This window comes from Pseudomonas sp. GW822-FHT04H02, assembly GCF_058800645.1.
The window spans coordinates 256,823-283,114 of sequence record NZ_JBXAMM010000008.1; the positions used below are offsets into that span (position 1 = coordinate 256,823).

The window sequence follows — 26,292 nt, forward strand, 5'->3', positions numbered from 1 at the left end:
CATCAGATATCGATCAAGGCCCCGAGCTCGCGCTCAAGCTCCTCGGGGTCTCCCAGGTTCAATTCGATCAGGCGCCTGAGGTGCTCGATGGACTCCAGGCCGATGTGCAGGCAGACGAAGCCCAGTTGGCCCTTATTGTCATGGGCCAGTTGTACGTCCATGCGCACATCGGCGTCGGAGCTCAGGTGAATGTCGGCCTCGAAGGGGCGCGCCGGGTCGCCCAGCCACGGGTCGGGGCGCTCGATCAGCAGGCCCTTCAGTGAAAGATCCAGCAGCCGTACCGGCCAGCGGTGGGTGCCTTGGCTGAGTTCGGTCCGGGCATCGAAGGCGATGCGTTTGAAGCGTCGGCGGTCGTCGTGTTGCTCGGTCATGGGCTGGCCCTCTACATGGTGCCCTGAACTATAGACCCCGGTTCGCGCCTGTCGCTACAACCAGCGCCGGACCTTGCGGCAGTAGTCACGGTAGGGCTGGCCAAAGAGCTCCAGCAGTTGTCTCTCGTCCGGGCGGATCACCGTGCGGTTCATCAGGTACAGCAGCCCCGGCAGCAACAGCCAGGGCCACAGGTTGCCCAGCAGCAGGGCTATGGCGCAGTAGCCCAGGGTGTCGCCCAGGTTGATCGGGTTACGCGAGATGGCGAAGGGGCCATCGCGGAGCAACTGGTCGGGCTGGTCGAAGTTGCTGGAGGTGGTGCGCTGTTGCCGGAAACGCCACATGGCCCAGAACGACAAGCCCTGCCCGAAGACGATCAGGATCACTGCCAGGCTGCGCACGCCGTTATTGACCGGCAGCGGCAAGGGCAGCCAGCCGCTGAGAAACAGCGCCAGGGTCAGGCACAGTAAATACAGGAGTGGCGGTGGCAATGGCGGTTGTTCGGGTGGCGTTGACATGGAGGTTCCTGCACCAAGGCTCAAGCGTGCGACTGTCGGCAAGTGCCCAGGGTTCCGGTTTTTTCCTGGCGGGCGCCGCTCAGGCAGATCGGGAGCAAGAAAAACCGCCCTCATAAGTTAAAAGAAGGCTCTAGACCAACGTGGGGGGTGGTCTTTAAGAGCAGTAGCGCTACACTCGAAACGCGGTTTTTCTATCCTCCTGGCTGGAATAAAAAAATGAAAAATAATAATAGCCTGTTGCGCCATGTTCCTTGGCTGCTGCTGGCAATCGTAGGAGCTTGCGCCCTTGGCGTAGTTGCATTGCGTCGCGGCGAGGCGATCAACGCCTTGTGGATTGTGGTCGCCGCCGTGGCCATCTATCTGGTGGCGTACCGGTATTACAGTCTGTTCATTGCCAACAACGTGATGCAGCTGGACCCGGGCCGGGCCACGCCCGCCGTGGTCAACAATGATGGTCTGGACTACGTCCCGACCAACAAGCACATTCTCTTCGGTCACCACTTCGCGGCCATTGCCGGCGCAGGCCCCCTGGTGGGCCCGGTGCTGGCGGCGCAGATGGGCTACCTGCCCGGCACCCTGTGGCTGATTGCCGGGGTGGTCCTGGCCGGTGCGGTGCAGGACTTCATGGTGCTGTTCCTGTCCACCCGGCGTAACGGCCGTTCCCTGGGCGACATGGTCCGTGAGGAAATGGGCCGTATCCCGGGGACCATCGCGCTGTTCGGCTGCTTCCTGATCATGATCATCATCCTCGCGGTGCTGGCGCTGATCGTGGTCAAGGCCCTGGCCGAGAGCCCGTGGGGCATCTTCACGGTGATGGCGACCATCCCGATCGCGGTGTTCATGGGCGTGTACATGCGCTACATCCGCCCGGGCCGCATTGGTGAGATCTCGTTGATCGGCGTGCTGCTGTTGCTCGGCTCCATCTGGCTGGGTGGCCAGGTGGCGGCGGATCCGGTGTGGGGCAAGATGTTCACCTTCACCGGCGTGCAGATCACCTGGATGCTGATCGGCTACGGTTTCGTCGCGGCAGTACTGCCGGTGTGGCTGATCTTGGCACCGCGGGACTACCTGTCGACCTTCCTCAAGATCGGCACCATCATCGCTCTGGCGATCGGCATCCTGATCACCATGCCCGAGCTGAAGATGCCGGCCCTGACCCAGTTCACCGACGGCACCGGCCCGGTGTGGAAAGGCGGCCTGTTCCCCTTCCTGTTCATCACCATTGCCTGCGGTGCGGTCTCCGGCTTCCATGCGCTGATCTCCTCGGGCACCACGCCCAAGCTGCTGGATAACGAAGCCAACGCCCGCTACATCGGCTACGGCGGCATGCTCATGGAGTCCTTCGTGGCGATCATGGCCATGGTCGCGGCCTCGGTGATCGAGCCGGGCGTGTACTTCGCCATGAACAGTCCGGCGGCCATCGTCGGCGGCGACGTGGTGGCGGTAGCCCAGACTGTCAGCAGCTGGGGTTTTGCGATCAGCCCGGACCAACTGCAGGCGGTGGCCAAGGACATCGGTGAAAACACCATCCTGGCCCGTGCCGGCGGCGCGCCGACCCTGGCAGTGGGGATCGCGCAGATCCTCCACCATGTATTGCCGGGTGAGAACACCATGGCCTTCTGGTACCACTTCGCGATCCTGTTCGAAGCCCTGTTCATCCTCACTGCGGTGGACGCCGGTACCCGTGCCGGGCGCTTCATGCTCCAGGACCTGCTGGGTTCCTTCGTTCCGGCGCTGAAACGCACCGAGTCGTGGACCGCCAACCTGATTGCCACCGCAGGCTGCGTGGCGCTCTGGGGCTACCTGCTGTACCAGGGCGTGATCGATCCTCTGGGCGGCATCAACACCCTGTGGCCGCTGTTCGGCATCTCCAACCAGATGCTGGCCGGTATCGCCCTGATGCTGGGTACCGTGGTGCTGATCAAGATGAAGCGCCAGCGCTACATCTGGGTCACCCTGCTGCCGGCTGTGTGGCTGCTGATCTGCACCACCACCGCAGGCTTCATCAAGCTGTTCGACGCCAACCCGGCGATCGGCTTCCTGTCGCTGGCGAAGAAATACAGCGATGCAATGGCCAACGGCCAGATCATCGCTCCGGCCAAGGACATCACGCAGATGCAGCACGTGATCTTCAACGCCTACACCAACGCGACCCTGACAGCCCTGTTCCTGCTGGTGGTGTTCAGCATCCTGTTCTACGCGCTCAAGGTCGGCATCGCCGCCTGGGGCAGCAAGGAGCGTACGGATAAAGAATCGCCCTATCAGGCCGTGCCGGACGCGTAACTCGAGGATTGCAACGATGTTCAATGACCTGAGTCGCCTCGGTAAATACCTCGGTCAGGCCGCGCGCCTGATGGTCGGCATGCCCGACTACGACAACTACGTCGAGCATATGCAAACCAAGCACCCGGACAAGCCGGTGATGTCGTACGAGGCGTTCTTCCGGGAACGCCAGGAGGCGCGATACGGCGGCAAGGGCGGTCCGAAGTGCTGTTGAAACACAGCGTTTGAGCCACACCCCTGTAGGAGCCGGTTTGCCGGCGATAGCGGTTCTTCGGACGCCATCGCCGACAAGCCGGCTTCTACGTTTTTATGCGTGGGAGATCCTGTTTTGCACAACCCTATTCCCGTGACCGTGCTCAGCGGTTTTCTTGGCGCCGGCAAGACCACTTTGTTGCGCCACCTGCTCAAGGCCGAGCACGGCCTGAAGATCGCCGTGATCGAGAACGAATTCAGCGATGCCGGCATCGACACCCAGTTGCTGGGCGAGCAGCCGGTACAGGTCATGACCCTGTCCAACGGCTGCGTCTGCTGCACCATCCACACCGACCTGACCAAGGCCCTGTACCTGTTGCTGGAGCGTCTGGACAGCGGCGAGATCGCCTTTGACCGGCTGGTGATCGAGTGCACCGGGCTGGCCGATCCGGCGCCGGTGGCACAGACCTTCTTCATCGATGAGGAACTGCGCGAACGCTATATCCTCGACGGCATCATCACCCTGGTGGACGCCAAGCACGCCGAGTTCCACCTGACCCAGACCATTGCCCAGGCGCAGATCGGTTTTGCCGACCGGCTGCTGGTGAGCAAGCGTGACCTGGTGGACGAGGCGACTTTCGAAGCCCTCGGCCAGCGCCTGACCCGGATCAACCGCCGGGCACCGATCCGCCTGGTGGAGCACGGCCAGATCGACCTGGCCGAGCTGCTGGATGTGCGGGGGTTCAATCTCAATGCCGACCTGGGGGGCGGTCTCAGCCTGCGGCCAGTGAGCAAGGCGCCGTCAGTGGACCGGATTTCCAGCCTGGTGCTGCGCACCGAGCAAGCCCTGGACCTGGATCGCCTGAGCGAATTCATGAATGAGCTGCTGGAAGACCACGGCAAGCAACTGCTGCGCTACAAAGGTGTGCTGAGCGTTATCGACGAGCCCCGGCGCATGGTGTTCCAGGGCGTGCTCAAGCTCTATGGCTTCGATTGGGACAGCGAATGGGCCGAAGGCGAAGTGCGCGAGAGCGTGATGGTGTTCATTGCCGACGATCTGCCGGAAGAGAAGATCCGGCAGGGGTTCGAGCGGATGCTCGCGGGCTGATGGCGGCTACAGGCCGCCCAGCAGGCGCTGCTCCAGGTGCGCCAGGTGCTGGTTCATCAGGGTTTCGGCCTTTTCGGCATCGGCCTCCTGTAGTGCATCGATGATCTTCGAGTGTTCCTGCCAGGAGCAGTAGTTGCGGGCCTGGCCCTCGAACTGGGCGATGGCCAGTGAGGTCAGGGGCACCAGGCTGCCGAGGAACTGTGCCAGGGGCCCGTTGCCGGCGATTTCCGCCAGTTGCAGGTGGAACTCCCCGGACAGGCGGATAGCCGGCCCGCGCTGGTCGCGGGCAATGGCCTCGCGCTCCTGGGCGATCAACTCGCGCAAGGGTTGCAACTGGCGCCGGGGCTGCTGGCAGGCCAGGCGCACCAGGGTGATTTCCGTCAGGCGCCGGGCATGCAGGATCTGCCGGGTCTGTTCCAGGTCCGGCGCCGCCACCTGGGGCCGGTAATTGGGCCGCAGGATCACCACTTGCTGATGGGAAAGCCGCGCCAGGACCTGGCGCACTATGCTGCGGCTGACGCCGAAGGCCTGCCCCAGGCTGTCTTCGGTGAAGCGGCTGCCGGGAGCGATGCGCTGTTCGAGAATGGCGTCGAAGATCTGCGGGTAGACATCATCCACCAGCAGCTTCCTTTCGCCCCGCGGGCGCCTTGGCAGGCTGGCCACCCGGGTGAAGGGATTGTTTTTCAGGGCGTAGCTGACCATGGCCTGTCTCCAGTCCGGTTGCTGACTCGGGGGGATTACTGGGCGCTGTTGCCCAGGTGATCGTCCGGGATATTCAGTTCGATGCCCATGCGCTGGCCTTCCTGGAGGATGTGCCGGCGCATCTCGGCGCTGGCCAGGGCGCTGTTCTTGTTGCGGATGGCCCGCACCACCGCCTCGTTTTCTTCCAGGCGTTCGGCCAGGTGCTCCGGTGAATTGCGCAGGATCTGTGCACTTTGCTTGAGGGCATTGCTGGTCTGTTGCACCACGTTCTGGAAGATCGGGTTGCTGGTCAGGGTGAACAGTTCCTCGTGGAAGGCGATGTAGGCGTTGACCCCGGCTTCGCTGTCGCCGGCTTCAAGGGCTTCGCGCATGTCCATCAGGGTCAGGCGCAACTGGCCGACTTCCTTGCTGCTGATGGATTGCGCCACCAGGCCGACGATGAAGGGCTCCAGGGTGTAGCGCAGTTGCAGCACGTCTTCGAGGCTGGCCCCGGCCACTGCACTGTCGCTGCCCTGCGCTTCGTCCAAGGGTGTGTCCAGCACCACCACGCCTTTGCCGGGCATGGAGCGCACCAGGCCCAGGGTCTCCAGGACGATCACCGCTTCGCGCAGGCTGGGGCGGCTGATGCCCAGTTGCTCGGCCAATTCGCGTTGCCCTGGCAGCATGTCGCCGGAGCGCCACTGGCCGCGGGCCAGGGCGGCCCGGAGCTTTTCTACCACTGAATTCACCACTGTTGACGAGCTGATCACTGTTGACTCCATGAACGATTAATAGCGCGCTGTTGCCGCGCCGAGTGTTGTGCCTGCCGATGACAGGCACAAGATCGGGTCAAAATTCCTGCTGGTGGGCGCCGGTCACCGGTTTTCGGGCCTGGAAGGTGTAGCCCTGCTGGCCGCTGAGCACCTTGTTGGCCCGCTGCACGTCGATGTCCTTTTCCCAGCGGGCGATGGCGACGGTGGCCACGCAGTTGCCGATCAGGTTGGTCAAGGCGCGGCCAATGCCCATGAACCAGTCCACCGCCAGCACCAGCACCAGGCCCACCACTGGAATCGCCGGGATTGCAGTCAGGGTTGCCGCCAGGATCACCAGCGCCGAGCCGGGGATGCCGTGGGCGCCCTTGGAGGTGATCAGCGACACCAGAAGAATGGTCAAGAGGTCCGACATGGACAGCGGAGTGCCGGTGGCGTTGGCAATGAAGACGATGGCCAGGGTCAGGTAGATGGAGAAGCCGTCGAGGTTGAACGAGTAGCCGGTGGGAATCACCAGGCCTACGGTGGAACTGCCGATCCCCAGGTGTTCCAGCTTGCGCATGATCTGCGGCAGCACGGCGTCGGAGGAAGCGGTGCCGAGGACGATCAGCAACTCTTCGCGCAGGTACTTGAGAAAGGGCAGCATGCGCAGGCCCGACAAACGCATCACCAGGCCCAGGATCACCGCGACGAAGGCAAAGCAGGTCAGGTAGAACAGCCCCACCAGGCTGCCCAGGTGCTGCAGCGAATCCAGGCCGTACTTGCTGGTGGTGAAGGCGATGGCACCGAACACGCCGATGGGCGCCAGACGCACGATCATGCCCATGATGCGGAAGATCACATGGCTCAGTTCGTTGATCAGCCGGGAGATGCCCGAGGCGGCTTCACCCACCAGGTTAAGGGCGCTGCCGAACAGCACCGAGAACAGCAGTACCTGGAGGATGTTGTTCTCGGCGAAGGCACCGATCACCGAGGTGGGAATCAGGTCCATGAGGAACTGAGTGGTGGTGTGCATGTGCTGGCCACGCTGGGCGATGTCGCCCATGTCCGCGGTGGACAGTTGCTCCAGATGGATGTTGGCGCCGCTGCCGATGCCGGTGCTGAAGGCCATGATCAGGCCGATCACCAGGGCCACGGTGGTGAGGATCTCGAAGTAGATCACCGACTTGAGGCCGATGCGGCCGACCTTTTTCAGGTCGCCGGCACCGGAGATGCCGCTGACGACCACGCAGAACACGATCAGCCCGATCAGCATCTTGATCAGCTTGATGAAACCATCGCCTAGGGGTTTGAGCTGGGAGGAGTATTCGGGGAGGGTGAGTCCGCACACGATGCCGAGCATCAGTCCGAGGACAACCTGGAGGAAAATCGAACGCGAGCACCATCTGAGCATGGGGGGAATCCTGGTCGGTGTCCTGTCTGCCGTGCGCGGGGGACGCGCAACGGATGGAGGACTTAATTATTGTGGTCTTACCGGTATGTCCAGTGCAGGCGCAGTCTACGCTCGGGTTTTATGGGTTTACAAGGGGGAGGGTGCAGATTGGCTTTACCGGTCTGACCAGTGGTTTTTCCTCCCCTGGCCACTGTAGCCGTTGTCGCAGGCTGCGATCGGCCGGACCAGCCGCCCGGGTATCTTGCGTTCGCAAGACCTCGCAGGCTCCTTTCACCGCCTGTCTGCGCGGCCCTGCGGGCACAAAAAAGCCCGGCGCTGGGCCGGGCTTTTTCTGCTGCGGTCTGCGGGCTGATTAAGCGCCGTATACCGGCAGCTTCTTGCAGATGGCCTTGACCTTCTCACGCACGGCGTCGATCACCGCTTCGTTGGAAAGGTCCGCCAGGATGTCGCAGATCCAGCCGGCCAGTTCCTTGCACTCGGCTTCCTTGAAGCCACGAGTGGTCACGGCCGGAGTACCGAAGCGCAGGCCGGAGGTGACGAACGGGGAGCGTGGATCGTTTGGCACGGAGTTCTTGTTCACGGTGATGAAGGCTTTGCCCAGGGCGGCGTCGGCGTCTTTACCGGAGATGTCCTGCTTGATCAGCGACAGCAGGAACAGGTGGTTCTTGGTACCACCGGACACCACGTCGAAACCGCGCTCGATGAACACTTCGGCCATGGCCTGGGCGTTCTTCACCACTTGTTCCTGGTAAGCCTTGAACTCAGGCTGCAGTGCTTCCTTGAAGCAGATGGCCTTGGCGGCGATCACGTGCTCCAGTGGGCCGCCCTGGGCGCCAGGGAATACGGCGGAGTTGAGCTTCTTCTCGATGTCGGCGTTGGCGCGAGCCAGGATCAGGCCGCCACGTGGACCGCGCAGGGTCTTGTGGGTGGTGGTGGTGACCACGTCGGCGAATGGTACTGGGTTCGGGTAGACGCCAGCGGCGACCAGACCGGCCACGTGGGCCATGTCGACGAACAGGTAGGCGCCCACTTTGTCAGCGATTTCGCGGAAACGCGGGAAGTCGAGGATCTGCGAGTAGGCGGAGAAACCGGCCACGATCATTTTCGGCTTGTGCTCGACGGCCAGGCGCTCGACTTCGTCGTAGTCGATCAGACCGTTGGCGTCGATGCCGTACTGGATAGCGTTGTACAGCTTGCCGGAGGAGGACACCGCGGCGCCGTGGGTCAGGTGACCACCGTGGGCCAGGCTCATGCCCAGGATGGTGTCGCCGCCTTGCAGCAGGGCCAGGTAGACCGCGGCGTTGGCTTGGGAGCCGGCGTGTGGCTGGACGTTGGCGTAGTCGGCGCCGAACAGCTCCTTGGCGCGGTCGATGGCCAGCTGTTCAACCACGTCGACGTATTCGCAGCCGCCGTAGTAACGCTTGCCCGGGTAACCTTCGGCGTACTTGTTGGTCAGTACCGAGCCTTGAGCTTCCATCACCGCTGGGCTGGTGTAGTTTTCCGAAGCGATCAGCTCAATGTGCTCTTCCTGGCGCTGAGCTTCTTGCTCCATGGCGGCAAAGAGATCGGCGTCGTACTTGGCAATAGTCAAATCACGGCTGAACATGGCGGTCCTCAAGGATCGGGGGCAGAAAAGGGAGGCATTCTAACCCAATGGGTTTTAGATGGCATATGAAAGGACATCATGTCGCAGACAAGTGGCCTTCACTTGGGTACGGGCTTGTATAGGAGCTGGCTTGCCAGCGAAGAGGCCCCTGAGACCGCCTTCGCCGGCAGGCCGGCAATTACGCAAGCAGGGGATGTTAGTCGAACATGAACAGGGCGTCGTTGCTGAACTGCGCCTCGAAGCGGTTGGCCGGCATCGGCCGGCCGAACAGGTAGCCCTGGACCTCGTCGCAGCCATGTTCGCGCAGGAACTCCAGCTGTTCGTGGGTTTCCACGCCTTCGGCGATCACCGCCAGGTTCAGGCTGTGGGCCATGGCGATGATGGCGCGGGCGATCTGCGCATCCTGCTCGCCGGACGGCAGGCCGTCGACGAAGGTGCGGTCGATCTTCAGTACGTCGATGGGGAACTGCTTGAGGTAGTTAAGCGATGAGTAGCCGGTGCCGAAGTCGTCCACCGCGATGCTCAGGCCGAGGTTCTTCAAGCCATCGAGAATCTGCATCGCCTCGCTGACTTCGCGCATCAGGATACTTTCGGTCAGTTCCAGCTCCAGGCACGCCGGTGGCAGGCCGGTGTCCTTGAGGATGGTGGCGATGCGCATGCCCAGCTGGCCGTCGGAGAACTGCCGGGCGGAGATGTTCACCGAAACTTTCGGCACCCGCACCTTGGCCTGGTGCCAGGACTTGAGCTGGCGGCAGGCTTCACTGATCACCCAGTCGCCCACATCCACCACCAGCCCCAGTTCTTCGAGCACCGGAATGAAGTCACCCGGCGGTACCAGGCCGCGACGCGGGTGGCGCCAGCGCAGCAGTGCCTCGGCGCCGGTCAGGCGCTTGCCGTCACCGCTGAACTGCGGTTGGTAATAAAGCACGAATTCCTCCTGCTCCAGGGCGTGGCGCAGGTCGCTTTCCAGTTCCAGGCGCTCCAGGGCGCTGGCGTTCATGTCTGCCTGGTAGAACTGGAAATTGTTCTTGCCGCGTTCCTTGGCGTGGTACATCGCGGTGTCGGCGTTCTTCATCAACTGGCTCAGCTCGTTGCCATCCTGGGGGCTCAGAGCGATGCCGATACTGGCGGTAACAAAGAACTCGCGGCCTTCGAGGACGAAGGGTTTGACCAGGCTGGCGAGAATCTGCTCGGCCACATGGATCGCCCGGTTCAGGGCCATCTCACGGCTGGAGCGCGGCTGCAGGAGCAGGGTGAATTCGTCGCCGCCCATGCGTGCCACGGTGTCGTCGTCATCGACGCAGCCCAGTAGGCGCGTGGCCATTTCCTTGAGCATGCGATCGCCGGCGGCATGGCCCAGGGAGTCGTTGATCGGCTTGAAGCGGTCCAGGTCGAGGAACATCAGCACCACCCAGGACTTCTGTCGTTCTGCCGATTGCAGGGCGGTGTGCAGGCGGTCCTGGAACAGAGTGCGGTTGGGCAGGTGGGTCAGGGCGTCGTAGTAGGCCAGGCGGTGGATGCGCTGTTCACTGGCCTTGCGTTCGCTGATGTCGCTGAAGAAGCACACGTAGCTGGCCAGGTCGCCTTCATCGTCGAGCACTGCGGTGATCCCGACCCACGCCGGGTAGTGCTCGCCATTGCGGCGCTTGAGCCAGACTTCGCCTTCCCAGGTGCTGTGCTGGTTCAACTGCTTGAGTACATAGCGCAGGTGGGCTTCCTGCTGGTCGTCCACGGTGAGCATGTTCGGCAACTGGTCGAGCACCTGGGACACCGCGTAGCCGCTGACCCGGCTGAACGCCTCGTTGGCCTGGACGATATAGCCGGCGGGGTCGGTGATCAGGATCGCCGAGGTCGAGTGCTCGAATACCGTGGCCGCCATGCGCAGGTCCTTTTCCGCTCGGCGCTGCTGGCTGATGTCGCGGCCGACCCCGAGCACGCCCTCGAAGGCGCCATGCTCGTCCCACACCAGTACCAGGCGCAGTTCGATGGGGATCTTGCGGCCATCGGCCCGCAGGCAGTCGAACAGGAACAGCTGGGTCTGCACCTGGCTGCGCAATTGCGCCAGTTGCTCGGGTTTGTCCAGGGCCTTGCTGACCCGGTCCATGAGGGTGTAGATGCCGCTCAGCTGCTGCGGGTTGGCGATGGTCGACTGCCAGCCGTTCTGGAAGATCCACTCCACGTCGTAGCCGAGCACCGCGTGCACCGAAGGGCTGACGTAGTTCAGCGAAAGCTTGCTGTCGGTGGAGAAGATCACGTCGCTGATGCTTTCGGCGAGCATGCGGTAGCGCTGCTCGCTGTCACGCAGGGACTCGCTGGCCTCGATCTGGTCGGTGATGTCCTTGGCTACGCCGATGATCCGCGTCACCTGGTCGTAGCGGTCCCGGGCCAGGGCCTGCTCGCGGATCTCGAAGCGCCGCCACTGGCCGCTGCGGTGGCGGAAACGCAACTGGCATTGCAGCAATTGGGCATAGGCCGAGTGCCGCTGCTCCTGGCGCAGGCGGTGGTACAGGTCGGCGTCTTCCGGGTGCAGGAGGATTTCCCAGAAGTACTCGCCCATCTGGTGCAGCTCGGTCTTGTTGTAGCCCAGGGTCTGGCCCAGATGGTGGTTGCTGAAGATCATCCGCTGGCTGATCACATCCTGTACGTACAGGTGATCGGGCACGGTGCGCACCACGTCCGACCAGAAACCTTCGCGCTCCAGCAGTGAAAGTTCGATCAGCTTGCGGCTGGTGATGTCGCTGATGCTGAGGATCACCGCGCTGTAGTCCGCGATGGCCTCGGGCAGGCGCAGGACCAGCCACAGATGCTGGTCGTTGCCCTGGGCGTCGCTGAGCTTGATCTCCAGTTCCAGCTGTTTCTGCTGGTTGATCACGGCTTCGAGCAACTGGCTGCCGATGGCGTTGCCGTTCTTCGGGCTGCCTTCGATCAGCAGTTGCCAGGCCTGCTCGCTGGATTCGACGTTGAGCAGGCGCAGGGCAACCTGGTTGACCTCGGTGATGCGCAATTCACTGAGCAGTTGCAGGCGGTGGCCAGGGTCGCTGGCCTGCCAGCGCTTGAGTTGGTCGCTGTTGTGCAGGTTGTGCTTGTCGAGCAACCCTGGAAGCCCTGAGATATCCATGACGCACAAGGCCACGCCGGTGCCTTCGAAAATGTCCTGATAGCGCCGCCGGCCTTCGTGCAGTTGGCGCTGGCGCCGGCGCATGTTCAGCAGGGCGATCACCGGCAGCAGGGAGAAGGCCAGGCCCAGCAGGCACTTGCCAATGAAGGCCGGCAGCAGCGCCTCGAGCACGGCCCGCTGGTCGAACAGGCCGCGCAGTTGCCAGTCGCTGTTGCTCAGGGGCACCAGCAGTACGCTGCTGGCCATTTCGTCGGGATCCAGCATGCCTGGGGTCGAAGTGCTGCGCTCATCGCGCTTGATCACCTGGTGGCTGAGGCGGTTCTCGATCACCCAGGTGGGCTTGAAGCCCTCTTCGCTTTGCCGCACCAGGGTCTGCAGAAAGCTTGGAGCCAGGCGCAGGACCCAGTAGCCGCGGCTCCCGCCGCTGGACTGGTGCAGCAGGACATGCACCACCGAGCCATCGGCGGGGTTGCTGTAGTAGTAGCGTTGGGCACGGCTGCGCTGGACCAGCTCGGCGAGCCACAGGGCGTCCTGGCTATCGGTGGCGCTGTCGCTGAGGATTTGCCCCTTGCTGTCCAGCAGGGCAAAGCTGCGTACGTCCGGCAGCGAGCGCTGGAGTTTCTGAAGCAGTTGCTGTTGCTGCTGGCTGTCTTGCGGTGCCTCGATGATGGGCAGCAGATTGAGAGCGATCTGGGCGTTGAGCGCCAGGTTCAGGCTCAGGTGGTCGGCCAGGTCGGCGCTGTAGTCGATGGCATGCTGACGCTGGTCCTGGCGTGTCTGTTGCAGTTGATCGAGCAACTGCCAGAACAACAGGGCCAGCAGCAACAGCACCAGCGTCGCCAGTGCGCCTTTGAGTGTGCCACGCATAGGATAGGCCGGCCCGGGGGCAGCGGCGCGCGCGGGCTTTGGCGAAGTGACGTTGAACAAGCTGTGATCCTGCGGTTTGGCTGGGCTGGCGCGACGTGCACTATAAGCCGGACGCCCGAAGGGCGGCTAGCATGCCTTGAGTTGTGGCAAAGTGCCAGTCCCGCCTGGCTGGACCTGGATCGTGCATTGAGGTAGTTTTGCCGGTTACGCGGGAGCGTTCCAGCTCCAGACAATCAGGCTTTTTCCGCCCGTCGGTATTGATCATGGTCAATGCCGGCGCAGCGCATGGCCTGGCCCGGGCCCGGCCCGTTCTATTCATCTGTCACTGACGCTAGGTTCACCATGGCTCAATACGTCTTCACCATGCATCGGCTGGGCAAGGTTGTTCCGCCGAAGCGGGAAATCCTGAAAAACATCTCCCTGTCCTTTTTCCCTGGCGCCAAGATCGGCGTGCTGGGCCTCAACGGTTCGGGCAAGTCCACGCTGCTGAAGATCATGGCCGGCGTCGACACCGAGTTCGAGGGCGAAGCCCGCCCGATGCCGGACCTGAACATCGGCTACCTGCCTCAGGAACCCCAGTTGGACCCGGCCAAGACCGTGCGTGAAGTGGTCGAGGAAGCGGTCAGCGTGATCAAGGACGCCCAGGCGCGCCTGGACGAGGTCTACGCCGCCTATGCCGAGCCGGATGCCGACTTCGACAAGCTGGCCGCCGAGCAGGCCAAGCTGGAAGCCATCCTGCAGGCCAGCGACGGCCACAACCTGGAGCGCCAGCTGGAAGTGGCCGCCGACGCTCTGCGTCTGCCGGCCTGGGACGCCAAGGTCGAGCACCTGTCCGGTGGCGAGAAGCGTCGTGTGGCCCTGTGCCGCCTGCTGCTGTCGGCCCCTGACATGCTGCTGCTCGACGAACCCACCAACCACCTGGACGCCGACTCCGTCGCCTGGCTGGAGCACTTCCTCCACGACTTCCCGGGCACCGTGGTTGCGATCACGCACGACCGTTACTTCCTGGACAACGTTGCCGGCTGGATTCTGGAACTCGACCGCGGCGCCGGCATTCCTTACGAGGGCAACTACTCCGGTTGGCTGGAAGCCAAGTCCGACCGTCTGGCCCAGGAATCCAAGCAGCAGTCGGCCCATGAAAAGGCCATGAAGGAAGAGCTGGAGTGGGTGCGCAAAGGCGCCAAGGCCCGCCAGTCGAAATCCAAGGCTCGTCTGCAACGCTTCGAGGAAATGCAGTCCCAGGAATTCCAGAAGCGCAGCGAAACCAACGAGATCTACATCCCGGCCGGCCCGCGCCTGGGTGACAAGGTCATCGAATTCAAGAACGTCACCAAGGGCTACGGCGATCGCGTGCTGATCGACAACCTGTCGTTCTCCATGCCCAAGGGCGCCATTGTCGGCGTGATCGGCGGTAACGGTGCCGGTAAATCGACCCTGTTCCGCATGCTCATGGGCAAGGAAACCCCGGATTCGGGCAGCATCGAGATCGGTGAAACCGTGCAGCTTGCCTGCGTGGACCAGAGCCGTGAGGACCTGGACGGCAGCAAGACCGTGTTCCAGCAGATCTCCGACGGCTCCGACCAGATCCGCATCGGCAACTACGAGATCCCGTCGCGTACCTACGTCGGCCGTTTCAACTTCAAGGGCGGCGACCAGCAGAAGTTCGTCAAGGACCTGTCCGGTGGTGAGCGCGGCCGCCTGCACCTGGCCCTGACCCTGAAGGAGGGTGGCAACGTCCTGCTGCTCGACGAACCTTCCAACGACCTCGACGTTGAAACCCTGCGCTCCCTGGAAGAAGCCCTGCTGGACTTCCCGGGCGCCGCCATTGTGATCTCCCACGATCGGTGGTTCCTGGACCGGGTGGCCACTCACATCCTGGCGTACGAAGACGACTCCCAAGCGGTGTTCTTCGAAGGCAACTACACCGAGTACGAAGCCGATCGCAAGAAACGCCTGGGCGAAGCCGCGGCGCAACCGCACCGGGTACGGCACAAGAAGCTGGCCTGATCGGTTAGCTGCTTGAAAAAACGGGGCCTTCGGGCTCCGTTTTTTTATGCCTGGCAGAAACCTGGGCGGTTCATTCGGGGGCGTGGCTCAACGTTCAAAGTGAGTGCAAAACAGTCAGTTTTTGTCACCAATTCGGTGCGTAAAACACCTGTAGAACCGGGCTATTTATATTTATTGCACCATTTAAATTCATATCTGCGACATTTTGCGCTGTCGCGGTGCGGATTGAATTGATAAAGTCCCGGGCAAATCTCTTCTTAACGACAATAAATTTGCCGAGACTTCCCATGATCGAATCCGTCGAAGACTTCCTCGCCCGCCTGAAAAAACGCGACCCGGACCAGCCTGAATTCCATCAGGCGGTGGAAGAGGTCCTGCGCAGCCTCTGGCCGTTTCTCGAAGCCAATCCGCACTACCTGAGCTCCGGTATTCTCGAGCGGATCTGCGAGCCGGAACGCGCGGTGGTGTTTCGCGTGTCGTGGGTCGACGATCAGGGCAAGGTCCGGGTCAACCGCGGCTTCCGCATCCAGATGAACAGCGCCATCGGCCCGTACAAGGGCGGCCTGCGCTTCCATCCCTCGGTCAACATGGGCGTGCTGAAATTCCTCGCCTTCGAGCAGACCTTCAAGAACTCCCTGACCTCCCTGCCCATGGGCGGCGGCAAGGGCGGTTCGGACTTCAATCCCAAGGGCAAGAGCGACGCCGAGGTGATGCGCTTCTGCCAGGCCTTCATGAGCGAGCTGTACCGGCATATCGGTGCCGACGTTGACGTCCCGGCCGGTGACATCGGCGTGGGTGCCCGGGAAATCGGTTTCCTCTTTGGCCAGTACAAGCGCCTGAGCAACCAGTTCACGTCGGTGCTGACCGGCAAGGGCATCAGCTACGGCGGCAGCCTGATCCGCCCCGAGGCCACGGGCTTTGGCTGCGTGTACTTCGCCGAGGAAATGCTCAAGCGCCGCGGTGATCGGGTCGAAGGCAAGCGCGTGGCGATCTCCGGCTCCGGCAACGTGGCCCAGTATGCGGCGCGCAAGGTCATGGACCTGGGTGGCAAGGTGATCTCCCTGTCCGATTCCGAAGGCACCCTGTATTGCGAGTCGGGCCTGAGTGAAGAGCAGTGGCTGGCGGTACTGGAACTCAAGAACGTGCAGCGTGGGCGTATCAGCGAGCTGGCGAGCCAGTTCGGCCTGGAGTTCCGTGCCGGCAAGACTCCGTGGGACCTGCCGTGCGATATCGCCTTGCCCTGTGCCACGCAGAATGAACTGGACGCCGAGGCGGCCCGTACCCTGCTGCGCAACGGCTGCACCTGTGTCGCCGAAGGTGCCAACATGCCGACCACTCTGGAGGCTGTGGATATCTTTATCGACGCGGGCATCCTCTTCGCCCCGGGCAAGGCGTCCAACGCCGGTGGCGTGGCGGTGAGTGGCCTGGAAATGTCGCAGAACGCCATGCGCCTGCTGTGGACCGCCGGTGAAGTGGACAGCAAGCTGCACAACATCATGCAGTCGATCCACCACGCTTGCGTGCACTATGGCGAAGAGAATGGCCGGATCAACTACGTGAAGGGCGCGAACATCGCCGGCTTCGTCAAGGTCGCCGATGCCATGCTGGCCCAGGGCGTGGTCTGAACCGTCTCAGGCCGGTTCGATGCGGATGATCTCGATCAACTGATTGCCCGCCGGCCTTTGCCACAGGACTTCGTCCCCCGGTTGTGCTCCCAGTAGGGCACGACCCAGGGGCGAGGCCCAGTTGATCAGCCCCTTGGCCGCATCCGCTTGATCCTCCCCCACCAATTGCACGCTTTGCTGGCGATCCTGTTCATCGGCGAAGGTCACCCGGCTGCCGATCTGCACCTTGTCGGTTGAATTGGCCGTCGTCACCACTTGGGCGCTGTGCAGGCGCTGGGTGAAATAGCGCAGGTCGCGCTCAAGCTCTGCCATTCGCTGCTTGTCGGCGTCATCTCCCAGGTCGTTTTGCTCGCTGTGCTGGCTGTGCAGCAGGGCAACCCTGGCCTGCAATTCGGCAAGGCCCTGGGGCGTGACGTAATTGGGCTGGGCGCTGATCTGGCGCTCCACCGGCTGCTCGGCCTGGGCGGCTTGATCTTCATTGACGAAAGCGCGGCTCACGGTTTTCTCCTTGAAGGGAGGCGGGTGGACCATGGTTGCAGGCTTTTCACCTGGGCGGTTACCTGAAAGCGACCTACGGCGAACGATAGGCCCGGGCCGCATCGCGGTCCTTTTCCTGCTGCCAGGCTCGCTCGCGCTCGTCCCAGTGCCGCTCTCGATACTCGTTGCGGTCCTGGTTCTCCAGCATGGCCTGGCATTGGCGGAAACCATCGTTCCAGCCTTCGGCGTATTGCGCGTCCTTGAGGTAGCGCGGTACGTCCTTGCGAAACTCTCCGCTCATGGAGCCTGCCGCCTGGCGGCCGCTGACGCAGCCGGCATCGAAGCCATCGGCAAAGGCCGGCGGATAGCCCTGCGCCAGCAGATGCTCATGGGTTGATTCACAGCCACCGACTAGCGCCAGCAACAGCGCTGCCCACCCGTACCGCCACATTTTCGTCTCCCAGGCTTCCTCTGCGTGAAGTCTAGAAGGGCGTTTGTCAGCAAGCCGTGAAAGCCGGGTGATCAACCCATTTATCCGTGGCCGCTGGTGCAGGCTGCGACAAGGTTCGCAGCACCTTCCAGGGCCCTTGAGAGCGGCCTCTGGCTGCCTTTAGTAGTGATACCACTTGAGTTCGAGCATGACCTCGTTGACCGGAGTCGCCAGTTGGCTGAACTCCCGCTGTGCGCTCAGGCGCAGGCCCAGGTTGCGCGACAGCTCCCACTGCTGGTTGAGGCTCAGGCTGCGGCGTACCTCGCCATTGGTGAAGTAGTCGCCCTTGGCCTCAAGGCTGAAGTTGCCCAGCGGGTTTTTCCACAGCAGCCCGGAGTTGAAGCCTGCTGCCGGGGCGATGAAACCAGCAAAGTCGGCGTTGTGCTCGACTCGCACCGTGCCCAGGACAAAGCCCAGGGTGTCCTCGCCCAACTGCCAGGTGCCGCCGGCCCCGCCGTTGACGTGGCTGACCAGGGTCTCGTCGTCGTGTTTGCCCGGTACTCGCTCCAGGCCGCCGGTGACCTGCCAGGACCAGGGTTGCAGCAGGTCGTTGCGTGGGGTCAGGGAACGGATGGTCGCCAGGTCCAACTGTTGCAACTGCCAGTGGTTGCCTTCGTACTGGCGCAGCTTCATCTGCAGGATCTCGATCTGCGCCCCCAGGGGGAAGCCTTCGGCGTTGTCGTTGAGGTCGTGATAGGCCATGCGCAGGCCGTACTCGGCGAAGGCCTTGTCGTCCCGGGTGCCGACTCCCAGCTGCCAGGTGCGCGACTGGTGGCCGTCTTCCGGCAGGCCGGGGCGCTGGATCTGCAGCTCCGGTGCCGGGTTCTGGTTGATTGCCCGCAGCAGTTCGAAACTGCGTTGCGAGCGCTGCGCATCTCGTTCCAGGCCGTTGGCCCGGTAGCGTTCAAGACGGTAGGCGGCATCCACGATCAAGGCCTGGCGATCCCGGGGCAGAGCCTTCAGCTCAGGGGCCTGCAGTTGCTTCTGGTCAGCGCTGACCTTGAGCACCCATTGCTGTTCTTCCGGGTCCAGGGGCTGGGCGCGGCTCAGCAGCTCCCGCTCCCGGGATGGGCGATAGTCGATGCGTTCCACCAGCCCGGCGTCCTTGACTGCCTTGACCGTATCGGTAGGGATCGCCGTCAGCGGGAACTGTTCGGTCAGGCGCAGGCTGGGGCGCGCCACTTGCAGCAGTTCCAGCAGCCGGTAGGAGCAGTTTTCATCGAAGAAGAAGTAGTCGAACTTGATCTGCTTGAGTTCCCAGACATGCTCCACCATGCGTTCGGTTTCGGCCTGGGTCAGGTTCAGGCGGTATTCCCACAGGTCGCGGTTTTCCAGGCTGCGGTATTCCGAGAGCTTCTCCTGGTAGGGCACCAGAGCGAACAGCCCCGGATAGCCGCCCATCAGGCCTTTCCAGGCGTAGAGAATGCTGTTGTCCGAGCCCTCGATATAGGCCCCGAAGTTGATTGCGTAGCTGAGCAGCGCGGTGTTGTTGCTCTGTACGTCCGCCTGATCGATGCGCAGGAGGGTGTGGCCGAACATCGACGAGGGGCTGTTCAGGTAGGCCGCGGGAAAGATCATCACCGTGCTGTGGGGCGAGACATCCTTGAACCATTGCTTGAACTCGGCGCACTCCACCGCAGGCAAGTCATTCAGGCCCAGTTGCGCCTTGAGCCAGCGGGTGCGGGACGGGTAGACGCACTGGGCATGCTGGTCACCCGCATCGGCGGGGGCGTAGAGGGCGTTCAGGGTCGCGGCCAGCTCAGCGTCGGGATGATGGGCACCGTCGGCAGCGAGGAAGAATTTCGGGTCGCTGACATAACTGCGCCAGCCGCCGAGCTTGGCAGTTTCGTAGTGACCTATGGATATCCAGAAGGGGTCATTGGCCAGTTGCTGCAAACGTTGAGGGTCGATGTGAGGCGCGGCATACAGCGGGGCGCAGACACAGAGCGCCAGGTAGGCAAGGCGTTTGAGCATGTTGGGCAACTTAAGTCGGAAATACAAAGACCCAAGGTGGGCAAGGTCCGGAAAATAAAACCCGCTCCTCGCGAGGAGCGGGTGGGGCGAGCTTAAGCTGGGGTTGCGTACTTGGCCAGGCGCGCGTCGTTTTTCAACACGGCCAGGGTATTGGTGTGCACATCTTCCGCGGTCACGTCAGCCTTGCTGAAGATCTGTTGGAAGTGCTCGTGGGTAACCGCGGCAAAGTGCGCGCGATCCTCAGGGGCTACACCGAGTACCACGGCGTAGGTGGTCAGGGCTTCGCCTTGACCCTTGGCCATGTCTTCGGAGAGCTCGTTCATCATGCCGTTCATGGCGAACCAGGACTTGCCGCCATAGGTCAGCGAGGCATTGGTCGAGCAGCCGTTGGTACCGGAGGTCATGCCGAAAGTGGCGTTGCCTGAGGTGCCGTTGGTGGTGGATGCGAGGAAGTGCGCCGGAGTGCCGCGCTGGCCTTCGAACAGCATGTTGCCCCAGCCGCAATCCGGGCCGCCTGGCGCCTGGGCCATGGCGTTGAGGGATACAGCGGTGAAAAGAGTACCGAGAAGAATCCGTTTCATAGCGTTGTTCTCTTTGTGTGCATACCAATGGACAGGGAGACTGGCCCGTGTGGGCGCCAGTGGGCCGGTTATCTATCCAGCCGCGCAGTTTGGAGTTTAGGCAGGTTCCTCAGGTTCCGTAACTATTTACAAAACAATACCTGAAACAGCTGGTTTTACTTGGTGCGGGTCGTGGCCTGCGGCTTGGCTATGCTTTCCCCTGAGGCGCGCCTTGCCAGCCGGGCATACCCGGCGCCAGAATGCCGCCATCTGCCCCGCCTGATGTAAGGAAGCCCGATGCCTGATCCTGTTGCTGCCAGCCTGCGTCTTGCGCCTGAAGCGCTGACCCGTCCTTTCTCTGCTGAACAGTTCAGCTTCTCCACCACCAATGATCTGGAGCCCTTCCGCGGTGTGCTAGGCCAGGAACGTGCGGTCGAAGCCTTGCAGTTTGGCGTGGCCATGCCGCGCCCCGGCTACAACGTCTTTGTCATGGGCGAGCCGGGTACCGGCCGCTTCTCTTTCGTCAAACGCTATCTGAAGGCCGAAGGCAAGCGCCTGCAGACCCCGTCGGACTGGGTCTATGTCAACAACTTCGACGAGCCCCGGGAGCCCCGGGCACTGGAGCTGCCAGCGGGGGCCGCGGGCAGTTTCATCAGCGACATCAACGGCCTGATCGATAACCTGCTGGCCACCTTTCCGGCGGTCTTCGAGCACCCTTCGTACCAGCAGAAGAAGAGCGCCATCGATCGCGCCTTCAACCAGCGCTATGACCGCGCCCTGGATGTGATCGAGCGCCTGGCCCTGGAAAAGGACGTGGCGCTGTACCGCGACAGCAGCAACATCGCCTTTACCCCGATGTTCGAAGGCAAGGCCCTGGACGAGGCTGAGTTCGCCCAGTTGCCCGAGGCCGATCGCGAACGCTTCCACGAGGACATTTCCGCCCTGGAGGAGCGCCTCAACGAAGAACTGGCGAGCCTGCCGCAATGGAAGCGCGAGTCGAGCAACCAGTTGCGCCAGCTCAATGAAGAAACCATCACCCTGGCCCTGCAGCCCTTGCTCGCGCCGCTGTCCGAGAAGTACGCGGAAAACGCCGCGGTCTGCGGTTACCTGCAGGCCATGCAGGTCTATCTGTTGAAGACCGTGGTCGAACAACTGGTGGACGACAGCAAGACCGACGCCGTGGCGCGCAAGCTGCTGGAAGAACAGTACTGCCCGAGCCTGGTGGTCGGTCACCCGGCCAGCGGTGGCGCCCCGGTGGTATTCGAGCCCCATCCGACCTACGACAACCTGTTCGGGCGCATCGAGTACAGCACCGACCAGGGGGCGCTCTACACCACCTACCGGCAGTTGCGCCCTGGCGCCTTGCACCGGGCCAATGGCGGTTTCCTGATTCTGGAAGCCGAGAAGATGCTCAGCGAGCCCTTTGTCTGGGACGCGCTCAAGCGCGCCCTGCAATCGCGCAAGCTGAAGATGGAGTCGCCACTGGGCGAGATGGGCCGCCTGGCCACTGTGACCCTGACGCCGCAGGTGATTCCGCTGCAGGTCAAGGTCATCATCATTGGCGCCCGCCAGTTGTATTACACGCTGCAGGATCTGGATCCGGACTTCCAGGAGATGTTCCGGGTACTGGTGGATTTCGACGAAGACATTCCGATGGTGGACGAAAGCCTGGAGCAGTTCGCCCAGTTGCTGAAAACCCGCACCTCGGAAGAGGGCATGGCGCCACTGACCGCCGACGCCGTGGCGCGGCTGGCCACCTACAGTGCACGCCTGGCGGAGCATCAGGGGCGCTTGTCGGCGCGTATCGGTGATCTGTTCCAACTGGTCAGCGAAGCCGATTTCATCCGGCACCTGGCTTCGGATGAAATGACCGACGCCGGGCATATCGAGCGCGCGCTGAAGGCCAAGGCCACGCGTACCGGGCGGGTGTCGGCGCGGATTCTCGACGACATGCTGGCGGGCATCATCCTCATCGACACCGATGGTGCCGCGGTAGGCAAGTGCAACGGCCTGACGGTGCTGGAGGTCGGGGACTCGGCCTTTGGCGTGCCGGCGCGGATCTCGGCCACGGTCTACCCCGGCGGCAGCGGTATCGTCGACATCGAGCGCGAGGTCAATCTCGGCCAGCCGATCCACTCCAAGGGGGTGATGATCCTCACGGGTTACCTGGGCAGCCGTTACGCCCAGGAGTTCCCCCTGGCGATTTCCGCGAGCATCGCCCTGGAGCAGTCCTATGGCTATGTGGACGGTGACAGTGCTTCGCTGGGCGAGGCCTGCACGCTGATTTCGGCGCTCTCCAAAACCCCGCTCAAGCAGTGCTTCGCCATTACCGGCTCGATCAACCAGTTTGGTGAGGTGCAGGCGGTCGGCGGGGTTAACGAGAAGATCGAGGGCTTCTTCCGTCTGTGCGAGGCCCGTGGCCTGACCGGGGAGCAGGGGGCGATCATTCCCCAGGCCAACGTCGCCACACTGATGCTCGACGAGAAGGTCTTGCAGGCGGTGCGAGCCGGGCAGTTCCATGTGTATGCGGTGCGCCAGGCCGATGAGGCCCTGAGCCTCCTGGTGGGCGAGCCGGCTGGCGAGCCGGATGCCGAAGGGCAGTTCCCCGAGGGCAGCGTCAATGCGCGTGTGGTGGAGCGGCTGCGGGTGATTGCCGAGATGATCAGCGAAGACGACCTGAAGGAGGCCGAGAAGGAACAGGCCCAGGAGGCGTTGGCCGATACCAAGCCGGCGTGATGCTGTTCGTTGGCGAGGGGGGTGTTCCCTCGCCATCGGCGCCAGGCCGCTGACGCCAATTTTTCAAAATAGACCATTCGGCGCCTGTTGGATCGGTCAACTTTGTTTATCAGGCTTTTCTTCTATTCTCAGGGCAAGGAGAACGACAGTCGTCGCTGGATCGAAACAGCCTTGCGTTGAAGGCTGAATAGTGGATCTACCGAGGGTCGCCGCCATGTCGCGCAACCTTTGCCTTACTCGCCAATGCCTTGGCCTGGTTACCCGTATCGAATGCATTGTTCGCCCTTTGGCGGGGGACAACGGTATGTGGACCCTTCTCTTCGCCGCCGGAATGGCCGGTGAACAACCCTCGGCGATCAAGTCCCAGGGGCCGTTCTGCGGACCTGTGGTGGCCGAATCGATCCTCGATTCGATCGTTGAAAGCCTGACTACCCACGGTTACCAACTGGCCGACGATCCGCAGATATGGTGCCTGCATCTGCAGGCCCAACTGCGGCAGATCAACGGTGAGCGGGGGCGTCACGCCGGGGATTTCCAGTTCCATCCCGAACACTGATGGCTAGGGTGGTGTCGGCTCGGCTTTGTCGAGTTTGACCTCGAAGCCGTATTCGACGGCATTGAGTTCGCTGCGCTCGTAGCTTTCCAGTTGGCTGGGCTGGCCGTAGAAGTAATGCACGTCGAACAGCGCGGGCCCGTTGTTCGAGGCGCCGTGGCTGACGGCAAGGATCTCCTTCAGGTACTGGCCACTGTCGTCCTTGGCATAGAAGCGCCAGGCATCCGCGGGAAAGAGCTTCTGGTCGACTATCAGGGCATTGCCCTTGAGCTCCAGGCCCTTGGGCAGTTGCTGGGCACTGATGGTCTTTTTCTCGATGTTGGCGAGAAACAGCGGGATAGAGCCGACGGCATAGGCCGGGGTTTCCGGGAACAGGTTCAGGTCATAGGTGATGACGCCACGCATGGGGTCGATTTCAAAGGCCTCGTCCGGAAGTTCGATCGGTTCGCCACGCTGGCCCTTGTCGTCCTGAGTGAAGAAGGTCAGCGGGGTGTCGCCGGCATTGAACTCCGAGCCCAGCAGTTCGTCGTTGAAGGTCCGCGGATGGCTGAACTCAATGCGTGCTGCACTGGCATCTTCCACCGATTGGCTGATGGTCACGGACTTTTTCAATGAATCCTCATCAAGCTCCGCGCCCTTGAGGTAGCTGGCGGCCTGATCGTCATAGACCACCACCGGCATCGGCAGTGGCTGGATGTTCTTGTCGGTGGTGAGCCGATCGAAGCGGTGTACCGGCAGGTCGAGGTCCTTGCGGGTCACGCTGGCCTGAGCGAAGTCGAGTACGGCGACCTCCAGCTTGTCGATCTGGCCGTTGAAATACACCTTGGCGTAATGCTGGGTGTGCTGCTGGTCGAAGGCTTTCTGCTCATCCTCCAGTTGCTTCTCGAAGGCCTCGCTCCAGCTCTTCTGCTTCTGCATCTCGGCCAGTTGCTGGCGGTAAAAGGCGACCTGCTGGGCGCTCTCATTGATCGAGCCCGACCGAGAGAGGATTTGCCCGCTGCTGTCCCGAGCCTGCGCCAGCAAGGGGTTGAGGGAGGCGTCGTCGGCTTCCTGAGGCAGGGCGGCGTTATTGCTCAGTTCGATCTCGGCGACATTCTTTTCCAGCGCCAGCAAGGTCAGGCTGATGTTGCCGTCCTGGCGTGGCTTGCCGATGTCGGCCCGGGTCAGTTCGAAGGTCAGGGTGCGGCCGGGAGCTATCACTTCCAGCTTGCCCTGCAGCGAGACCGGCTGCGGCTGGTTCTTGTTGTCCACTTCCAGGCCCTCGATGAAGGGATAGGTCACGGTCAGGTCATCCGGGTTGGTCAGGTTGGAACTGGACGGGCTGAGTTGAATCCCCGGGTCGGTTTCCGACCATTCGGGCTGAAAGGGGATGACCTTCTTGTTGCTCAGGGTGACGGACTGCCACTCCAGGCCATGGGGAAAGGGGAACTGCGCGGGCATGTTGAAGCTGAAGGGGAACACCGGCTGCAGGTCGGTCAGGTAGTCCGAGCTGGAGGGCTTGCGCAGCACGAACAGGCCATTGACGTAGGTGTCCACCAGCGCCTGGGCCGTGGGGTAGTGCTTGAGCAGGGCCAGGCTGTCGTCACCGTATTCGGTTTCGATCGGCTTGCTGTCGAGCTTGATCTGCGCACGCTCGAGCAGCAGCAGTGAGCCGCCGAGGTCGGCGATGGCGTCCTTGAGCTTGGGGTCCTGGATGGCGTCCAGGGATTTTTCAAACTGTGCGGTCCTCTCTTCGAGGCTGGCCTGCTTCTTTTCGTCGCTGGGTGAACAGCCGCCGCTGATCAGCAGCGCCAGACCAAGGCCGAAGCTGGCCAAAGGCAATCGCAAATCCATTTTCCAGTCTTCCTGTCCAGTGTCGGTGGGCGGTGGCAATGGCTTCGACACTAGCAGAAAAAACGTTTGGAAAAACCCGTGGGGCAGGGGATTGTCTGTGGTTTATGGGCTTTTGGCGCGCTGATATACTCGCCGCCGTTTTTACACCGGGTACGAGATTCAATGGAACGTTTTATCGAAAATGCAATGTATGCCTCACGCTGGCTGCTGGCGCCGATCTACTTCGGATTGTCCCTGGGCCTGCTGGCACTGGCATTGAAGTTTTTCCAGGAAGTCTTCCACGTTATTCCCAATGTGTTCTCCATGGCCGAGTCCGACCTGATCCTGGTGCTCCTGTCGCTGATCGACATGGCGCTGGTGGGTGGCCTGCTGGTGATGGTGATGATTTCCGGCTACGAAAATTTCGTGTCGCAACTGGACATCGATGAGGACAAGGAAAAGCTCAGCTGGCTGGGCAAGATGGATTCTTCGTCGCTGAAGATGAAAGTGGCGGCGTCTATCGTCGCGATCTCCTCGATCCACCTGCTGCGGGTGTTCATGGACGCCAAGAACACCCCCACCGAGTACCTGCTGTGGTACGTGGTGATCCACATGACCTTCGTGATCTCGGCATTTGCCATGGGGTACCTGGACAAGCTGACCAAGCACTGACCGCCCCCTGCCCACCGGACAGCTGCCGCCCGGCCGTTGCGAAACGGACGGGCGGCGTTGTTTGTGGCTTGTGCTTTTTCCGGGCGGGGCATATGCCTGTAGAGGTCATGGCTTTCAATTGCACGAGGTGCGCTCATGAACCTGCAGGAAATGAATGCCTACGCCATTGCCGGAAAAGTCGATGAGTTGAACCTGATTTCGCTGGAAGGCGGAATCTACCTGCTTGAGGCGCGCATGCACGGGGCTGCATACCCGTTGAGCGACGCCCATGGGCAGATGTTTCATCTGCGTTCGGTGGAGCATGCCCGTGAAGTGCTGCAGTCGTTTCCCAAGCTGCCGTTCAACCTGATCCACACCTCGGTGCATGACGAGATGTGCGGGTTGTCTGCCAGCGCCGAGGAAAGCCTCAAGGTGCCGATCACCCTGCACTCCGGCTGGTAGCGCCGGGGTTGCGCTGATTGTCGCCGGACTTCTGTGCTAG

At 62.4% G+C, this 26,292-nt stretch carries 21 protein-coding genes; 9 read left to right on the plus strand and 12 right to left on the minus strand.

Annotated features, from left to right (window positions below):
• Nucleotides 1-2: 2 nt before the first annotated feature.
• Together AC1RMG_RS29390 and AC1RMG_RS29395 are read right to left on the minus strand one after the other, a co-directional pair.
• Nucleotides 3-371 (minus strand): PilZ domain-containing protein, encoded by a 369-nt coding sequence (locus tag AC1RMG_RS29390; protein ID WP_011063578.1) that lies wholly within the window; start codon nucleotides 369-371, stop codon nucleotides 3-5.
• Nucleotides 372-425: 54 nt separating this feature from the next.
• The gene (locus AC1RMG_RS29395) at nucleotides 426-887 is read right to left on the minus strand and encodes a methyltransferase family protein (protein WP_015637107.1); all 462 of its coding nucleotides are present in this window, start codon (nucleotides 885-887) and stop codon (nucleotides 426-428) included.
• Between the two features lie 216 nt (nucleotides 888-1,103).
• On the opposite strand from AC1RMG_RS29395, the gene AC1RMG_RS29400 reads away from it, so the two are divergent.
• The 3 genes from AC1RMG_RS29400 (at nucleotide 1,104) to yjiA (ending at nucleotide 4,470) form a co-directional block, all read left to right on the plus strand.
• The gene (locus AC1RMG_RS29400; protein WP_011063576.1) at nucleotides 1,104-3,170 is read left to right on the plus strand and encodes a carbon starvation CstA family protein; all 2,067 of its coding nucleotides are present in this window, start codon (nucleotides 1,104-1,106) and stop codon (nucleotides 3,168-3,170) included.
• Between the two features lie 16 nt (nucleotides 3,171-3,186).
• The gene (locus tag AC1RMG_RS29405) at nucleotides 3,187-3,384 is read left to right on the plus strand and encodes a YbdD/YjiX family protein (protein WP_007937254.1); all 198 of its coding nucleotides are present in this window, start codon (nucleotides 3,187-3,189) and stop codon (nucleotides 3,382-3,384) included.
• A gap of 114 nt (nucleotides 3,385-3,498) precedes the next feature.
• Nucleotides 3,499-4,470, plus strand: a complete 972-nt coding sequence (gene yjiA / locus AC1RMG_RS29410; protein WP_019095101.1) for a GTPase — start codon at nucleotides 3,499-3,501, stop codon at nucleotides 4,468-4,470.
• Between the two features lie 6 nt (nucleotides 4,471-4,476).
• Here yjiA and AC1RMG_RS29415 read toward each other — a convergent pair whose 3' ends face one another.
• From AC1RMG_RS29415 to AC1RMG_RS29435, 5 genes are all read right to left on the minus strand, one after another.
• Nucleotides 4,477-5,172 (minus strand): GntR family transcriptional regulator, encoded by a 696-nt coding sequence (locus AC1RMG_RS29415; RefSeq protein WP_011063574.1) that lies wholly within the window; start codon nucleotides 5,170-5,172, stop codon nucleotides 4,477-4,479.
• A 35-nt stretch (nucleotides 5,173-5,207) separates the two neighbouring features.
• Complete coding sequence (locus tag AC1RMG_RS29420; RefSeq protein WP_041119954.1) at nucleotides 5,208-5,921, minus strand: FadR/GntR family transcriptional regulator; 714 nt, start codon at nucleotides 5,919-5,921, stop codon at nucleotides 5,208-5,210.
• A gap of 79 nt (nucleotides 5,922-6,000) precedes the next feature.
• The gene (locus AC1RMG_RS29425) at nucleotides 6,001-7,314 is read right to left on the minus strand and encodes a C4-dicarboxylate transporter DctA (RefSeq protein ID WP_015637104.1); all 1,314 of its coding nucleotides are present in this window, start codon (nucleotides 7,312-7,314) and stop codon (nucleotides 6,001-6,003) included.
• A 352-nt stretch (nucleotides 7,315-7,666) separates the two neighbouring features.
• Nucleotides 7,667-8,920, minus strand: coding sequence for a serine hydroxymethyltransferase (gene glyA / locus AC1RMG_RS29430; RefSeq protein ID WP_401027849.1), 1,254 nt, complete (start codon nucleotides 8,918-8,920; stop codon nucleotides 7,667-7,669).
• Nucleotides 8,921-9,116: 196 nt separating this feature from the next.
• Nucleotides 9,117-12,965 carry a bifunctional diguanylate cyclase/phosphodiesterase gene (locus tag AC1RMG_RS29435; RefSeq protein ID WP_011063570.1) on the minus strand — a complete coding sequence of 1,283 codons (3,849 nt, stop codon included), beginning with the start codon at nucleotides 12,963-12,965 and terminating at the stop codon, nucleotides 9,117-9,119.
• Between the two features lie 282 nt (nucleotides 12,966-13,247).
• Here AC1RMG_RS29435 and ettA point away from each other — a divergent pair, with 282 nt between their 5' ends.
• Together ettA and gdhA are read left to right on the plus strand one after the other, a co-directional pair.
• Nucleotides 13,248-14,912, plus strand: coding sequence for an energy-dependent translational throttle protein EttA (gene ettA / locus AC1RMG_RS29440; RefSeq protein WP_011063569.1), 1,665 nt, complete (start codon nucleotides 13,248-13,250; stop codon nucleotides 14,910-14,912).
• 287 nt (nucleotides 14,913-15,199) lie between these two features.
• The gene (gene gdhA, locus AC1RMG_RS29445) at nucleotides 15,200-16,537 is read left to right on the plus strand and encodes an NADP-specific glutamate dehydrogenase (protein WP_041119950.1); all 1,338 of its coding nucleotides are present in this window, start codon (nucleotides 15,200-15,202) and stop codon (nucleotides 16,535-16,537) included.
• A 6-nt stretch (nucleotides 16,538-16,543) separates the two neighbouring features.
• Here the strand turns inward: gdhA and AC1RMG_RS29450 are convergent, their stop codons facing one another.
• The 4 genes from AC1RMG_RS29450 to AC1RMG_RS29465 all read right to left on the minus strand — a co-directional run bounded on the left by AC1RMG_RS29450 (nucleotide 16,544) and on the right by AC1RMG_RS29465 (nucleotide 20,059).
• Nucleotides 16,544-17,035, minus strand: a complete 492-nt coding sequence (locus tag AC1RMG_RS29450; protein ID WP_011063567.1) for a GreA/GreB family elongation factor — start codon at nucleotides 17,033-17,035, stop codon at nucleotides 16,544-16,546.
• 73 nt (nucleotides 17,036-17,108) lie between these two features.
• Nucleotides 17,109-17,465 (minus strand): hypothetical protein, encoded by a 357-nt coding sequence (locus tag AC1RMG_RS29455; protein ID WP_011063566.1) that lies wholly within the window; start codon nucleotides 17,463-17,465, stop codon nucleotides 17,109-17,111.
• 159 nt (nucleotides 17,466-17,624) lie between these two features.
• The gene (locus tag AC1RMG_RS29460) at nucleotides 17,625-19,478 is read right to left on the minus strand and encodes an Lnb N-terminal periplasmic domain-containing protein (protein WP_026020072.1); all 1,854 of its coding nucleotides are present in this window, start codon (nucleotides 19,476-19,478) and stop codon (nucleotides 17,625-17,627) included.
• A 92-nt stretch (nucleotides 19,479-19,570) separates the two neighbouring features.
• A complete protein-coding gene (locus tag AC1RMG_RS29465; RefSeq protein ID WP_011063564.1) occupies nucleotides 19,571-20,059 on the minus strand; it encodes a DUF3015 domain-containing protein in 489 nt (162 codons plus the stop codon).
• Between the two features lie 276 nt (nucleotides 20,060-20,335).
• Between AC1RMG_RS29465 and AC1RMG_RS29470 the strand changes: the two genes are divergently transcribed.
• Nucleotides 20,336-22,774, plus strand: coding sequence for a Lon protease family protein (locus tag AC1RMG_RS29470; protein ID WP_015637098.1), 2,439 nt, complete (start codon nucleotides 20,336-20,338; stop codon nucleotides 22,772-22,774).
• Between the two features lie 214 nt (nucleotides 22,775-22,988).
• On the plus strand, nucleotides 22,989-23,330 hold the full coding sequence (locus tag AC1RMG_RS29475) for a PA4575 family protein (protein WP_015637097.1): 342 nt from the start codon (nucleotides 22,989-22,991) through the stop codon (nucleotides 23,328-23,330).
• A gap of 3 nt (nucleotides 23,331-23,333) precedes the next feature.
• Here the strand turns inward: AC1RMG_RS29475 and AC1RMG_RS29480 are convergent, their stop codons facing one another.
• Entirely contained in the window at nucleotides 23,334-25,160 is a 1,827-nt protein-coding gene (locus AC1RMG_RS29480) for a hypothetical protein (protein ID WP_342403758.1), read from the minus strand.
• Nucleotides 25,161-25,322: 162 nt separating this feature from the next.
• Here AC1RMG_RS29480 and AC1RMG_RS29485 point away from each other — a divergent pair, with 162 nt between their 5' ends.
• Entirely contained in the window at nucleotides 25,323-25,811 is a 489-nt protein-coding gene (locus tag AC1RMG_RS29485) for a TIGR00645 family protein (protein WP_015637095.1), read from the plus strand.
• A 135-nt stretch (nucleotides 25,812-25,946) separates the two neighbouring features.
• Nucleotides 25,947-26,252, plus strand: a complete 306-nt coding sequence (locus AC1RMG_RS29490; RefSeq protein WP_011063559.1) for a DUF6482 family protein — start codon at nucleotides 25,947-25,949, stop codon at nucleotides 26,250-26,252.
• Nucleotides 26,253-26,292: the final 40 nt, after the last annotated feature.